This window comes from Tunturiibacter empetritectus (assembly GCF_013410875.1).
In the GTDB taxonomy this organism is placed as follows: Bacteria; Acidobacteriota; Terriglobia; order Terriglobales; family Acidobacteriaceae; genus Edaphobacter; species Edaphobacter empetritectus.
Map to the genome: position 1 here is coordinate 735,300 of NZ_JACCCU010000001.1, position 12,906 is coordinate 748,205.

The following is a 12,906-nucleotide window of genomic DNA, read 5'->3' on the forward strand; positions in this document are numbered from 1 at the left end:
GCCCACCACGTATGGTGCGAGTTGCCGTTTCTAGGCGTGTGCATGAGCTTACCAGCTTCAGGTGTAAGAATTGCACTTGCGAGCAAGCTTCCGGGAGGACGCATACCTGGAACCCGTCTAAGCAAACGCGCTGCATCGTCCTTATCAGTGAACACAGATAGCCCTGACGCTTTGCAGTTGCCCATCCACTTTTCGGGGCACCGTTCCGCGTGAGACTCAAAGTCGCTTGCCGATGGCGGCTCGAACGCGACAAGTCGAAATACCTCTGTAGAAGCCTCTGAAGCGTCTGGGGGAGGGCAGGCCTTCGGGAAAAAAGATGGCCAGTGCAATGTGGTCATTCTCCGGTCTTCCTTTTTTGTCTTCCGATTGGTGAGCCTGAAGCCGTCGTCTTTGCGTAGAGATCGAACAGTTTCTCCAGCCGTTCCGTGTCGTTCTTGAAGCGACGACCGATGTAGATGCGCTCTAGCACCTCGTCATTACGCTCATGAGCCTGGCGTAAGTCTTGGGGCATCTCATTCGGCGCGTAGAGGTCGGCTATTGTTGCCGGAAAGTGATGCTCCCGTACCAACAATATCTCTTCGGCGCAGCGCGTTAGATCGGCCCTATTTTTTTCCGTCAATGTTGGCACGGGAAAAGTATTCCACCCTAGAGTCGATGAATATCGAAGGCGACTCTCTAGCTTGCCGCATACAGTTGTAATCCAAACGAGATGTAGCTTCGATAACAGCAATGCGAGTTCCCATAATGACGGCGCATATATCGCAAATGCTGCGTCCGAAATGATCATGCTCTCATCGCATAGGTTCGCCGGAAGATACTCCCGCGTCTCGGATGACGTTTTAGCAATCGCAATGGATAGGGTCTCTCTGTGAGCACGCTGAGCAAATTTATGAGGAATGCTGGAGTAGCCCTTGGTTGTCTTTGCTGAAGACGCGTCCCGGAAGGATCTGACCCTCTCAATCCTCTCATTGATCTCTGGAACCGACTTGGCAAGCTCCAGATGGTCATCTTCTATCCAGAGACACCTTCGATCTTGAAAGTGGATTAGCTCCTGCGATCCAAGAAAGACGCGAAGTAGTCGCCGCGACAAGGGTTCCTTCCTGAGTAAATCCATTGATTCGGCGTAGGTCATGATGAGATTGCCGCCATCACGTGCCATGCTGCCGGACACCATAGTGCCGAATTCAGAGCAGAGAGTTGAATCGCGAGTTTCGACGTACAGTTCCTCTCCAGCAATCAAATAAGGGGAGATTGAATCTACTTCTCGTTTGACATCTCCATCGAACAAGATGCATCGGGCTGGCTTACTTCGACCAACCCCTACAATGACACACTGGACCACAGCGTTATTCGACGCATTGTTTCGCCATCTGAATCCCTGGTGTGCAAAGTTGATGTGGCAACCAGCCTCGTAGAGGCGTGACCAAAGATGTGCGACTTGCTCACCCTCGCTAATTGAGCTCGTTGAAACAAATGCAAACGTTGCATTGCAACTCTGTAAAAGTTCAGAGGCCTTCAGATACCATGCTGTTACGTAATCACAATCTTTGAAATCGTTATGGCCTTTGAAGATGAACGCCATATCTTCCTTCTGCGCCCTTGATTGTTTCCTGGCACCCTTGAATTGTGGGTTTCCGCAGATGTATATCTCTCCGCCATCATGCACGAAGTTGATTTCAGCCTGGTTCAAGGGCGTGCTGAAGAGATCATCGGCGACCAATCTAACACCTGTCCCTCCAACGTCCATCAAGCTTGACCAGTCAAGACGGAGCGCATTGCCGCACGTGATCCAATTTTCAGAACGCAGAGGTAAGAACTCGGCCAATGCTAGCTTTGGACCACGATATAGGACATCGGCTTGGTATTCGGCAATGACAAGAGCGAGGCGAGCAATTTCTACAGGAAAATCTCTCAACTCGATACCACGAAAATTCTCAACCGGAATGTCACTCTTCAGTTCGGATTCGCCGCGCCGCCGATTTATCTCTGCCTCAATTTCGCGCATCTGCTTGTACGCGATTACAAGGAAGTTGCCAGAGCCGCAAGCCGGATCGAACACCCGAATTTTCGCCATGCGCTTGCGCAGGTTGAACAGCGCGCGAGGATTATCGCCTGCCTCCTGAAGCTTTGCTCGCAGGTCGTCGAGGAAGAGCGGATTGAGAACCTTCAGGATATTGGGCACGCTGGTGTAGTGCATTCCAAGCTCGCCGCGTTCCTCATCTTCTGTGACCGCCTGAATCATGGAGCCGAAGATGTCGGGATTGATCTTCGTCCAGTCGAGGCCGCCAATGTGCAGCAGGTAGGAGCGCGCGATCTTGCTAAAGCGCGGTACGTCCATATTGCCGGAGAACAGGCCTCCGTTGACGTAAGGAAACGAATCAGCCCAGTTGGGGAGTCCGGCGCTCTTTCGTTCTCCAACCATCGTGCTCATGGCCCGGAAGAGCGCGCCGATGACTTCGTGCGTGTTCGAGGAGTCACGCTCACTCATCTGGGCGATGGTGTTGGTGAACAGCCCTTTGCCGATGAAGATGTCCGTATCCTCAGCAAAGAAGCAGAAGATGAGCCGTGCCATGAAGTGGTTCATGTCATGGCGGCGCTCGGACTTGCCCCATTCCGGGTTGTCCTTCAGGAGTTCAACATAGAGCCGGTTCATGCGGCTCGTTGCCCGAATATCGAACGAATTCTCTTTGATCTGCTGAACCGTGGTGATACCGGCCAACTGCAGGAAGAAGCCGAAGTGGTTTGGGAAGTCGGGGTAAGCGCAAGCTACGGTTTCGCCGCTTGCGATGTCCTCTGCCTCGAAGTCGACGCCGTCGGTTACCAGAACAAACTTCGCCTTTGCCTTGGCTGTCGCGGGACTCTCCTTCACCGCCCGGAGAGCTTCCGTGATGCCGCCCTGGTCGCAGGTGGCGATGTGGATATTGCCGGTCTGGAGAACGCCACCGAGGTCGGACTTGTTCGTCGCACCGGCCCGCAGCCGCTTGATCGTCGCCTCCTTGTTGCCAAAGGCTTCAAGGAAGGCATACGGGAAGTTCGCAGCATCGAAAGGCTGTTCTGCGAGCTGCGATATAGCTTCCTCAATTTCAACGGCGTTCAATGGGGCAAACCTTCCTCGGATTTACTCTTCTGTTTGGGTTGGCCCAACATGGAAGCAAAACACTTTCACATATAAGGATACTGACCACTGAGCTACCCTGTCGAAACTTCAGAGCCTTTACTTTGCACAGGGACTCCGCATACGTTCCTATGCAGAGACAACAGCAGATCAATACGGGCCAGAGCGCCCTCTGATCCGCTAAGTGCTAGGCCGAACGGGTGTGACGGATCAAGCGAAACTCTACAGAGGTTGCCGTTTCAACCGGACGCCCGGCTGTCCGTCGTTGAGAAATTCGACTCCAGCCTTTTCCAATGCCTTCTGCACTTGAGAGAGCGTTGACGTGCGCGCGCCAACCTCTTCATCAAAGGACTCCATCCTTCGGATGGTTCCTACCGCCACGCGCGAGCGCTTTGCCAGCTCAATCTGCTCCATGCCAAGCAGAGCGCGTGCAGCCCGTAATTGTCTTCCCGTGATAATCAAAACAAGGGAAAGCTAACATGCGCAGCCGCATAAGCCCAAGTATATAAATAATATATACAAGTAGTTGATTATGATAATCAACTATGAGATTATTCTGCCCATGCTAGGTTCTCAACATTCTCCGCGCACCCGAGGCGATTTCAGCGTTCATTTGCTCACGCAGATTGAAATGTTGCGTGGCGACATTTCCCACGAACAGCTAAGCAAGAAGCTGGGAGATGTAACGGAACGTTATCTCGCCCGATATGTTGCTGGCAAGATTCATTTGCTGGAACGCGACTTCTATCAGCTTGCCAAAGCCCTCAGCATTTGTCCGCGAGTTCTGGCCGAACAATGGGCTGTTGCGTGTGGCTTGCGAGTGCCGCCACGCCTGTCTGACAAAGACGCGGTGGAGTGGATCAGGCAACGAGCGTACCGCCACTGGCGGCAACATTCTCGGATTGCGCGGCTTCCAGCCAATCGAGTTCCCCCTGACCCCTCTCCTATGACCATCATCCGTGAGAAATATGCAGACATACTCCCTCGCAAAACTCCACGCCTCAGTTTTGGTTCTCACAGCAGCTCGAAGTCTACGCCGGAGGGAAGACAGCAATTCGCGCGGGCTTACAGGATGCTGGTGCAGTTCGTTCATGACGGCGAATCGCAAAGAACCATCGGAGCCATGCACGGCATCAGTGGGGAGCGCGCGAGGCAGTTGATGGTATCGGCGGCCTACACCTGGGCTAGAAGAGCAGGTATTGAGCTGGTTGGTGACAGGTCTGTCCCATTCAAGAATGATGCCAAGCTGGTGAAGAACCTCTACGCTGGCCTGAAGTTTTATGCGGAACGACAGTTCGCCGAGCTGGAAACCGAGGGAATATGAGAATCAGCCGTGAGGAGTTCAACCAAGCCATAGGGGCAGCTCTGAGTGCTTTGCGGGTAGAACGTGGTTTCTCGCAAGCAGAGGTCGCGGAGGGCATCAACGCGATTCCCGAAGTTGACAGGCAAGAGCGGAGCACACGCGCTGTTGCTGCTTACGCGGCTCTCTCTATCATTTTGCGGAACGAGCAGGGTCTGACGCAGGAAGAACTGGCAAAGCATAGCCAGGTGCCGGTTGAATTCGTGTGCGGTCTCGAAGCTGGAAAAGACCCCAATCCGGACTTCTATTTTCTCTACTGCCTCAGCATCGGTTTCGATCTTTCCTTTACAGAATTTGCGCACCGGGCTGAAGAGCTATCGGACATTCCCGATGAAGTGCTTCTGGAGAACGAAGCCAACGAAGAGGGGGAGCAACCATGAGCAGAGCGCGGGTGAAGACGATTCGCCTAGAGCATAAGCACGGCACGCTCTTCGATTACAGCGTGAAGGGGAAGGAAGTCGATCACATAAGGTTTTCTCAAGCGGAGCGCAGCGTAGTCTATGTGACCGTGCTGTTTGCTGATCGCACCGAGTGGTCCATCTCCATCGAGCCATTTTCCCTGCCTACAGCAAGGGTTTCGCACTTTGTCTCCACCGAAGAAGACCCCATCGCCGACAGCGGACAGATGTTCTTACCGGATCATCCAGACTATTGCCCCCGGTACGACCAGATTAAGCAACCACCGAAACAGCAAAAGCCTGGGAAGAGGTCTAGGAAATGAGGCCACGGAACAATGCCGCGATGCAACGGTACAGAGAGGAGTACCACCGTTGTTGCGGTGATCTGGTTCGTCAGCTCCGCACCGAAAAGGGCTGGAGCCTTGCAGACTTTTCAAGGGAGACAGGAATTTCCGTTCCCTGGCTCCGGAAGTTTGAGGAGAACCGGCTAACAACGAACTATTCCATGCGCCTTCAAATGCAAATGGTTCAGGCTTTGGGTTTCGGCGTCATGGAGATTCATCAGTTCTACAAACGCGTGGACGAGATGACCGAGACAAGCGTAGGTCCGCCCCCTTGGCTCATAAACAACAAGAAAGAGAGGACCTCCAAGATGGGCGGTTCCGATAGGGGATCGTCCTAGGGCACTGGCAGTTTGTGACTTCCCAGGTCTGTGTTGGCGAGACTGCCGGTGCCCGCCATAAAATGGCTTCCTCCCATCAAACAGCAAGTCATAAATACCTCCACGACTGCTGCCAGGTTACGGCCAACTGAATGCTGCGGTCTCAGCAAGCCGTTACAAACGGCATTGCTGCATCTTCCGCTGTCTCCCTCTCTTCCTCAAAGGTGTTGCCAAGGATGCAATCCCCGGCTCTCTGCGCGTTGGCAGCGGCATCAACGATGAGTCGGCTAACCGCTTACCTCGCCTGAATTGCCCTGATCCAGCTCCCGAAGAGTAAGTTTGGCCAAACTCGCATCTTTGTATTGATTCCAAATACCCTGAAAGGCAATTTTGTAAGAGAGGTTGGGGTAACCAGATAGAGGAGGCGAACTATGACCGCAACATTGCACGAGGAGTTGGCTGCGCTATGCTCCCGCTTTTTCTCAGGAGAGCTTTCAGATGAGGAGTGGGCTTTGCTGCAAATCCATTTGGCCTACTGCGATCCCTGCCATCAAGATTTCATCAAGAGAAACCACATCAAAGCGGCAGAAGAAACGAGCCAAGGCTGGAGTATCCAAAGCTGGGATTGAAGCAGTAAGATGACAGGCTGCTATGCGGCGGCTCTCTGACTTGAGATGACCGTTCACGCGCTACAACGCATTGCACCGGGCTCAGCGTACTTTCTGTGGGACCAACTGGAACTCCAATGACCTCAAGGAGATGGCCAGATGATCGAGAATCTCTCTAGCAGGTTAAGCACTCAGCGACGGCATCGCGCAGCGCCGCTCCTGAAAGAGCGAGAGCAATATCTCGCCCATCTACTCCAAATCGGCTGGAGTGCGCATCGTGTCCTAGAAGTTGCAACATACCTCGTTCACATCGTCCGTATGATGGAACTTGTCAGTTTGCGGTGCGTTGAAACTGCCGAAATCGAACAAGCTGGAGTGCGCTGGGCCAATGATGAGGGAGCTGAACGAGTAGGCAAACGCCCTGAGACCTCTCCTGTACATTTTGCTAAATTTGCCCGCCAGTGGCTGCGCTTCCTTGGTGTTTTGAACTTACCTTGTCGGCCAACCGGATGTTTCGATGTTCAGGTTGCCGAATTCAAGGACGCCTTGGAAGTGCGACGGCTCGCGTCCACCACCATAAATACCTACGTCACCCGAACAGAGAACTTCTTGCGATGGCTATCTGCGCGTCGCAGTGACCTATCCCTCGTTTCGGTCTATGACGTGGACGATTTTCTAGCCTCTAAGCGTGACGCTCGGGTCCACCTTCTGACGATTTCTGGTCACTGTATCGCACTTCGTGCATTCTTCCGCTTTGCGGAAGAGCAAGGCTGGTCTCCACCTGGTATCTGGCGCGGTATCGTCGGTCCACGTATCCCCATGTACACGGAACCTCCCGCCGGACCGAGTTGGGTCGACGTGCGGCGCCTGATCCGTTCGACGCAGGGCAAGACCTCTAGGGATTTGCGTACTCGCGCCCTGCTTCTCCTCTGTGCGATCTACGGTCTACGGGTCAGCGAAGTAGCGCGCCTTCGTTTGGAGGATTTCAATTGGCGAAGCGAGACGTTTTCCGTCCTGCGCTCCAAACGCGGTGGAGTCCAACAGTTCCCTATTCAGTATGAAGTGGGTGAAGCCATCCTTGACTATCTACGCTATGGACGTCCACGCTGCGCCTGCCGGCACCTTTTTTTAACTGCGCAGCTTCCATATCGGCCACTCTCCAAGGGAGCAATATGCAGTGTCGTCCAAAGACAGTTCAATAGACTGGGAATTCAATCAAAGCATCGTGGTCCCCATTCTCTACGCCACGCATGCGCTACCCGTCTGTTAACAAAGGGCAGCTCATTGAAGGAGATCGCGGACTTTCTTGGACATCGAAGCACTCAATGCGTTGCCATTTATGCGAGATACGACCGAAGATCTTTACGAAAGGTGGCGGCCTTCAGTTTGGCGGAGATACTGTGAAGCTCAATGTAGCAGCAGATATTTATGTCAGAAGAAAACGAGACGAGGGCCTTGTCTATAGCTGGCCCGCAGGCTATCTTGCGGCTCTATGCAGGCAGGTAGGAGATGTCTCACTCGACCAGATCACCAGTCGCGAGATCGCGACATTTCTCGAAGGACCCAAAACTTCTCCGAGCACTTGGCTCGAAAAATATCACATGCTCAGGGGCTTCTTTGATTTCTGGTTAGCACGCGGCGAGATCGGCGTTCTGCCGATGCCGGTGAAGCGAAAAGTCAGTGATCGTCCCTTTCTTCCTTACATCTTCACTCATGCGGAAATCCGCCTTTTGTTGAATGGAGCGCGAAATACTCGGAAGGTGAAACGTAGCAAGATAGACCACACAACTCTGCGCACTATTCTGATCTTTTTGTACGGAACAGGTCTGCGAGTGGGGGAAGCTCTTCGATTACAGGAAGAGGATGTGGATCTCAAAAAAGGCGCAATCAGTGTCCATGGAAATCGCTTCAATCGTTCAAGGATCATTCCGATCGGCCCAGACCTGAGGAAGGTGCTAGAGGCGTACGCGATTTCGAGACGGAAAGAAATGAATGATCCTTACTTTTTTCAGGACAAGGCTGGAGAACGTCTGAGCTATACGAAGCTTGAACAAATGTTCCGGAGACTACGCCACAAATCTGAGATTCGACGACGTGACGATGGTGGCTGCTATCAGCCTCGCATGTATGATCTGCGGCACACATTCGCGACGCACCGAATTGCTGCATGGATTAAACACGGCGCGAACCTGAACCGTATGTTGCCTGCGCTGGCGATCTATATGGGCTTGACTGATTTTAGGTCGACCGAAAAGTACCTCGCCTTCGCGCCGGAGCGCTTTCGCGCTCAACTCGTCAAGCTGAGTCCCCAGCGCGGAAAGAAAAGGTGGCGTGACGATCCTGAACTCATGAAGTTTCTGTCTGCATTGTCGGACGACAGCGGCAAAAGTCGTCGCCTGAATGGAAGCACTTCTATTCGAGTCGACCCAAAGAGTGTGGCTCCAACGCTCCCAAGACATCTCCAATTAAGGCAGAGAAATGATCTTTGAACAGGTCTATAAATCGTCAAAAGTAATTGAAAGACATCGCCTCGCACCTCTGTGTGCGGAGCGCGAGCAGTATCTGAGACACATGCTCGAAGAGGGCTACAGCCACCGCACATTGACCAATGCGGCCAGTTATATGCTCCACGCCATTCAAATCCTCGGCTTGTGTGAGCTTCGTGTCGTTCACGAGGAGGAGATCGAAAAAGCGGCGGAATTCTGGGCGGAGTATCGGGGCCCATTTCGAGATCCCGGTCACAGCCAATATGGATCGCCAAGATCCTTTATCAAGTATGTCTGCGCATGGTTTCGGTTTAATGGCAAATTGGCGCTGTCACCAGATCCTCCTTTCCACGAACAGACGCACGCATTCTCCGATGCCCTACGATCTACCTATGGCCTCGCCGCAGTGACGGCTCGCGGCTATTCGAACCGTGCCCAAGGCTTCTTGACTTGGCTGGCGGCTCAAGGTGGAAATATGGAAACCGTTTCCTTGGCCGACATTGACAAGTTCGTTGTCGCGAAGCGTGCAGAAGGATGCAGGCCCCGCGGCATTGCTAACCAATGCAAGGCCTTGCGCAGTTTCTTCCGTTTTGCTGAAATGCGCGGATGGTGTGTGCCGAATCTCGCACTCACCATCCGAATCCCCCGTATTCCCAAAAACGAGCCGCGCCCCACGGGACCAACGTGGACGCAGGTCCGCCAACTGCTAAAACTGACCGAAGGGAATGACCCTGAGCATATTCGCGCCCGGGCCCTCCTGCTTCTGTTTACGATCTATGGACTGCGCGCGAGTGAGGTCATCAACCTGCGTCTGGAGGATCTTGATTGGCAGAGTGAAGTCTTCACCATTCGGCGCGCCAAGCATGGCGGCACTCAGCAATATCCGATCCAATACGAAGTGGGGGAGGCGATTCTCAAATATCTTCGATATGTCCGACCGCGTGTCGATGATCGGCACGTCTTCCTTGGAGAACGACGCCCCTGGGGACCACTCCAACACACCACTATGTGGAGGACCGTATCGAGGCGGTTGGAAGCACTTGGAATAGAGCTCCGTCATCAGGGACCTCACGCTTTACGTCACGCATGTGCAACCCGGTTGCTCCAGAAAGGGTCATCCATTAAGGAAATCGCCGACTTCCTGGGACACCGCAACACGAAATCTGTTGGTATCTATGCAAAGTGCGACATCGCCGCTCTTCGCAAGGTTGCCGCCTTTCGTCTGGGCGGGTTGCGATGAAGCTACAGGAAGGAATTGACGTTTATATCGAGGCGAGACAATCCGAAGGCGCGCCCTGGATGAAAGGTGCGCAAAGCCTGCGTTCCCTTTGCCGAAGCCTCGGGAATATGCCCTTGAATCGAATCCGAGTCAACCAGATTGCCCCCTTTCTGGATGGTCCTCACACCTCTGCTGCAACTTGGTACAACAAATACTGTGTCCTGCGCCAGTTCTTTTGCTACTGGAAGGCCCGTAATGAGATATACGGGTTGCCTCTGCCTCCCCCACGGCGCTTTCCCGCACAGACATTTGTCCCCTACGTTTATTCGCGAACTGAACTCCGGCGGCTGCTGGTAGCAGCCGGAATCACTCAACGAGACTTGAACTCTGTGATTGGCCCTCGCACCTTTCGCACCTTGCTTCTGTTTCTTTATGGAACCGGCGCGGGCCTCAGCGAAGCTGTTCAACTGGAGCGCGGTGACGTGGACTTTCGCAGGAGACGAATTACCCTTCGCAGTAGTGTCGCTCGCTGTACGCGCGAGATTCCGATAGGTTCTGATCTTTACGAGATATTGCTGCAGTATCACCGAGCACATCATCAACAAGAGGCAATAAGAGACCCACAATTCTTCCTAACCAAGGATGGGGCACAGATAAAAGCAAGCACGGCGAGCAAGACTTTCCAGAAGGTGCGCAAGAAAGCAGGCGTTGCTCGCTATGACGGAGCCCGCTACCAGCCGAGGATGCAAGATCTGCGATATACCTTCGCTGTCCACCGATTAACTGCATGGTTCAAGAACGGCGCAGACATGGGGCGAATGATTCCGGCGCTTTCGGCCTACATGGGACAGCATGACCTCAGCGCGTCGGAACGTTATCTACGTCTGACTCCAGAGCGCTTTCGAGCGCAACTCAATAAACTCAGTCCAAAGCGAGGCAAAAGGCGGTGGCGCGATGATAGCGAGCTGATGAGGTTTCTTGACAGTCTATGAAAAGACAGGCGTGTGGACGGAATCGGTAGAGGGCCGATAATAAGCGCGGCGCTTTTCGCTCAGAGTCGGCCAGATGATTGTGCTGTCGCATAGCAAATCATTCCTCTGCTGCTTGTGGGAGGGGACGGACCCGAACGCCCGCTCTGCGTTCCAAATCGAGCAGAATGGAAATGGCTTAACACTCGCCGCCTGGGATGTCCGGCAGGATGCCATCACAGAGCATGACCGGCGCGATGCGCTGTTCAACGAGTACCGCGCCAATGGTCCGAAGGGTAACAGCCCTGAGGTTACACGGTCTATTCGTCCACACTTGGAGGCATATCTGCGTACCGCGTGTCCTGCGACGTTTCCTTCCGGAACGCTGCTGGGGCTTTTCTATGCTCGCTGCGAGCGAGAATACGGACACCCCTCGCAGATTCTCAACCGCCACAAAATAGATGAACTGTTTGACCTGAAAGAGGATTCCAATCGTTACCACCACGACACGAACCCGGCATGGGGAAACAGAGTCGATCAACGACCAAGAGTTATTGGGATACATCTGGCGAGCGATATAGCCTTCACTCGACCGTAGAAATAATGGCATGGGACTAGCGCGGCGCTAAGACCAGTTGATGCTATGCGTTCGCGCCAATTTGATGAATCTCAACAGACGGGGTTTCTCCATCAAGCGTGATGACTTCAAAATCTGGCGACGACACTACTTCAGCCAGTTTTGTATCTAGGTGTGCTTCTACCACCGTTTGAAACAAGTGTTCTGACTTAGACAGATAGATTGCCCAATCTCTCTGTCCAGCAGAATCCAACGAGCGAAATGGTTCGATAACTAAGACAGTGGCAACATACTGTGCCGAAAAGCGAGCGATAGCAATACCGATTTCAGTCAATACGTATACCTGTTCGCCTCCTGACAACATACCGAAGCTTGGATGAAAATCCCCGTGTGACCGTAATTTGACCTTGATCTTGTTACGAGGCGGTTCATCTTCATCATCGTCTTCATCCGATTCTAAAGGCTCGGCCTCTTCCACCCATACTTTCTGTACGAATCGCTCTGAGTCACCAACAAGAGGGAGAATGTTCACGAGTTCCATTTCGTCAATCTGAAATGATCGTGCAATTCGACGGGTATCTTCCCAAGTTTTCCACTCTTCTTTCTCTGAATCACTAAGACTTGCATCCTTGGGGTGTTTGACAACAACAAAACGAGTCTGCAATGGAATATATGGCACAGGGGAATGATTAAAGGAATAAGAAACCTCTCCGTTCTCACCCATCGCAATTCGTACGACAGTTTCGATAGGAGTGAAGTATGTGATTTGAATATCAAGTGGTGGATATGTCCCGAACCTGCGTCTCCACCTATTCATGCCCCACATCGAAGTAGAAGCCAATGAGAGCCATTCCCAAAGAGCTGTCTTCCCCGTCGAATTCGGTCCAGACAAAATCGTAAACTTCCCGAACCGCACCGTGGTAGGTGTGCGAAACACTGGACCATTTAATACGCGCATTTCATGGAACCACCCTAAAGGGGCGCTCAATCCTGTATGTCGCCTCATAATCGCGGTTTCATGGAGACCCTTGTAGCTGACCAATACTGAAGGCGGGTAATCGGTACCACGATTGTTGTCAATCAACTTTGCGTGAGTCTCGCATAGCCAAATTGCATTCGATGGGGCGGAAAGCTCAAATTGGGAAAGAAATCCTTGGCCCCTCGGCCCACTCGGAGCCGCACTGTATATATGTGCAGCGACCCCAGTTATGGAAATGAGGTTATCACCTCGTCCAGGCCCAATCGTAAGTGCTGAGCAGTTTGGAAAGCTGCACTCGTAACCGCTCCGGGAGGCAACTGTGCGTTTTACAGCGGGGCTGAAGTTGATCCGATTTGGTCCGACCTTTTTGGGAGCTGACTTGCGGTTTTTGTTGCTCGTCAAGGCAATTTCCTTTAACTTCCGTCCGCAATTTGGGGGATGTATATCTTGATTTCATATCGGCAAAGCTGCGATGTAACCCAAAACTCTTGCTAAGGCAACTGATTGCCTGTGCCCAAGGTCCGAGCGTCAATCC

Annotated in this window: 13 protein-coding genes; 10 read left to right on the forward strand and 3 right to left on the reverse strand. The window is 52.9% G+C overall.

From position 1 onward, the window contains the following. Positions 1-334 precede the first annotated feature (334 nt). Together HDF08_RS03110 and HDF08_RS03115 are read right to left on the reverse strand one after the other, a co-directional pair. Positions 335-3,097 carry a class I SAM-dependent DNA methyltransferase gene (locus HDF08_RS03110; RefSeq protein WP_179637122.1) on the reverse strand — a complete coding sequence of 921 codons (2,763 nt, stop codon included), beginning with the start codon at positions 3,095-3,097 and terminating at the stop codon, positions 335-337. Positions 3,098-3,337: 240 nt separating this feature from the next. Further along, positions 3,338-3,529: a hypothetical protein gene (locus HDF08_RS03115; protein ID WP_218884485.1), complete on the reverse strand. Its 192-nt coding sequence runs from the start codon at positions 3,527-3,529 to the stop codon at positions 3,338-3,340. 118 nt (positions 3,530-3,647) lie between these two features. On the opposite strand from HDF08_RS03115, the gene HDF08_RS03120 reads away from it, so the two are divergent. The 10 genes from HDF08_RS03120 (at position 3,648) to HDF08_RS03165 (ending at position 11,413) form a co-directional block, all read left to right on the forward strand. Further along, positions 3,648-4,439, forward strand: a complete 792-nt coding sequence (locus HDF08_RS03120; RefSeq protein ID WP_179637126.1) for a hypothetical protein — start codon at positions 3,648-3,650, stop codon at positions 4,437-4,439. Next, positions 4,436-4,855, forward strand: a complete 420-nt coding sequence (locus HDF08_RS03125) for a helix-turn-helix domain-containing protein (protein ID WP_179637127.1) — start codon at positions 4,436-4,438, stop codon at positions 4,853-4,855. Before HDF08_RS03120 ends, HDF08_RS03125 begins: the two co-directional genes overlap by 4 nt. Continuing rightward, a complete protein-coding gene (locus HDF08_RS03130) occupies positions 4,852-5,196 on the forward strand; it encodes a hypothetical protein (RefSeq protein ID WP_179637129.1) in 345 nt (114 codons plus the stop codon). Before HDF08_RS03125 ends, HDF08_RS03130 begins: the two co-directional genes overlap by 4 nt. After that, complete coding sequence (locus tag HDF08_RS03135; RefSeq protein ID WP_179637131.1) at positions 5,193-5,555, forward strand: helix-turn-helix domain-containing protein; 363 nt, start codon at positions 5,193-5,195, stop codon at positions 5,553-5,555. Before HDF08_RS03130 ends, HDF08_RS03135 begins: the two co-directional genes overlap by 4 nt. Positions 5,556-5,965: 410 nt before the next feature. Beyond that, positions 5,966-6,163: a hypothetical protein gene (locus HDF08_RS03140; protein ID WP_179637133.1), complete on the forward strand. Its 198-nt coding sequence runs from the start codon at positions 5,966-5,968 to the stop codon at positions 6,161-6,163. Positions 6,164-6,301: 138 nt separating this feature from the next. Next, positions 6,302-7,546, forward strand: coding sequence for a site-specific integrase (locus HDF08_RS03145; protein WP_179637134.1), 1,245 nt, complete (start codon positions 6,302-6,304; stop codon positions 7,544-7,546). After that, a complete protein-coding gene (locus HDF08_RS03150; protein ID WP_179637136.1) occupies positions 7,543-8,631 on the forward strand; it encodes a tyrosine-type recombinase/integrase in 1,089 nt (362 codons plus the stop codon). Before HDF08_RS03145 ends, HDF08_RS03150 begins: the two co-directional genes overlap by 4 nt. After that, positions 8,621-9,868 (forward strand): site-specific integrase, encoded by a 1,248-nt coding sequence (locus HDF08_RS03155; RefSeq protein ID WP_179637138.1) that lies wholly within the window; start codon positions 8,621-8,623, stop codon positions 9,866-9,868. Before HDF08_RS03150 ends, HDF08_RS03155 begins: the two co-directional genes overlap by 11 nt. A gap of 368 nt (positions 9,869-10,236) precedes the next feature. Beyond that, complete coding sequence (locus HDF08_RS03160; protein WP_179637140.1) at positions 10,237-10,839, forward strand: tyrosine-type recombinase/integrase; 603 nt, start codon at positions 10,237-10,239, stop codon at positions 10,837-10,839. 73 nt (positions 10,840-10,912) lie between these two features. Next, entirely contained in the window at positions 10,913-11,413 is a 501-nt protein-coding gene (locus HDF08_RS03165) for a hypothetical protein (RefSeq protein WP_179637142.1), read from the forward strand. A gap of 43 nt (positions 11,414-11,456) precedes the next feature. On the opposite strand, the gene HDF08_RS03170 is transcribed toward HDF08_RS03165, so the two are convergent. Next, positions 11,457-12,116: a hypothetical protein gene (locus HDF08_RS03170; protein ID WP_179637144.1), complete on the reverse strand. Its 660-nt coding sequence runs from the start codon at positions 12,114-12,116 to the stop codon at positions 11,457-11,459. Between the last annotated feature and the right edge of the window lie 790 nt (positions 12,117-12,906).

Bases quoted from the DNA above. Each gene is read 5' to 3' on its own strand.
- HDF08_RS03140 (WP_179637133.1), top strand. From the start codon at position 5,966: ATGACCGCAACATTGCACGAGGAGTTGGCTGCGCTATGCTCCCGCTTT.
- HDF08_RS03145 (WP_179637134.1), top strand. From the start codon at position 6,302: ATGATCGAGAATCTCTCTAGCAGGTTAAGCACTCAGCGACGGCATCGC.
- HDF08_RS03120 (WP_179637126.1), top strand. From the start codon at position 3,648: ATGATAATCAACTATGAGATTATTCTGCCCATGCTAGGTTCTCAACAT.
- HDF08_RS03135 (WP_179637131.1), top strand. From the start codon at position 5,193: ATGAGGCCACGGAACAATGCCGCGATGCAACGGTACAGAGAGGAGTAC.
- HDF08_RS03170 (WP_179637144.1), bottom strand. From the start codon at position 12,116: ATGGGTGAGAACGGAGAGGTTTCTTATTCCTTTAATCATTCCCCTGTG.
- HDF08_RS03155 (WP_179637138.1), top strand. From the start codon at position 8,621: ATGATCTTTGAACAGGTCTATAAATCGTCAAAAGTAATTGAAAGACAT.
- HDF08_RS03115 (WP_218884485.1), bottom strand. From the start codon at position 3,529: ATGGAGCAGATTGAGCTGGCAAAGCGCTCGCGCGTGGCGGTAGGAACC.
- HDF08_RS03125 (WP_179637127.1), top strand. From the start codon at position 4,436: ATGAGAATCAGCCGTGAGGAGTTCAACCAAGCCATAGGGGCAGCTCTG.
- HDF08_RS03165 (WP_179637142.1), top strand. From the start codon at position 10,913: ATGATTGTGCTGTCGCATAGCAAATCATTCCTCTGCTGCTTGTGGGAG.
- HDF08_RS03130 (WP_179637129.1), top strand. From the start codon at position 4,852: ATGAGCAGAGCGCGGGTGAAGACGATTCGCCTAGAGCATAAGCACGGC.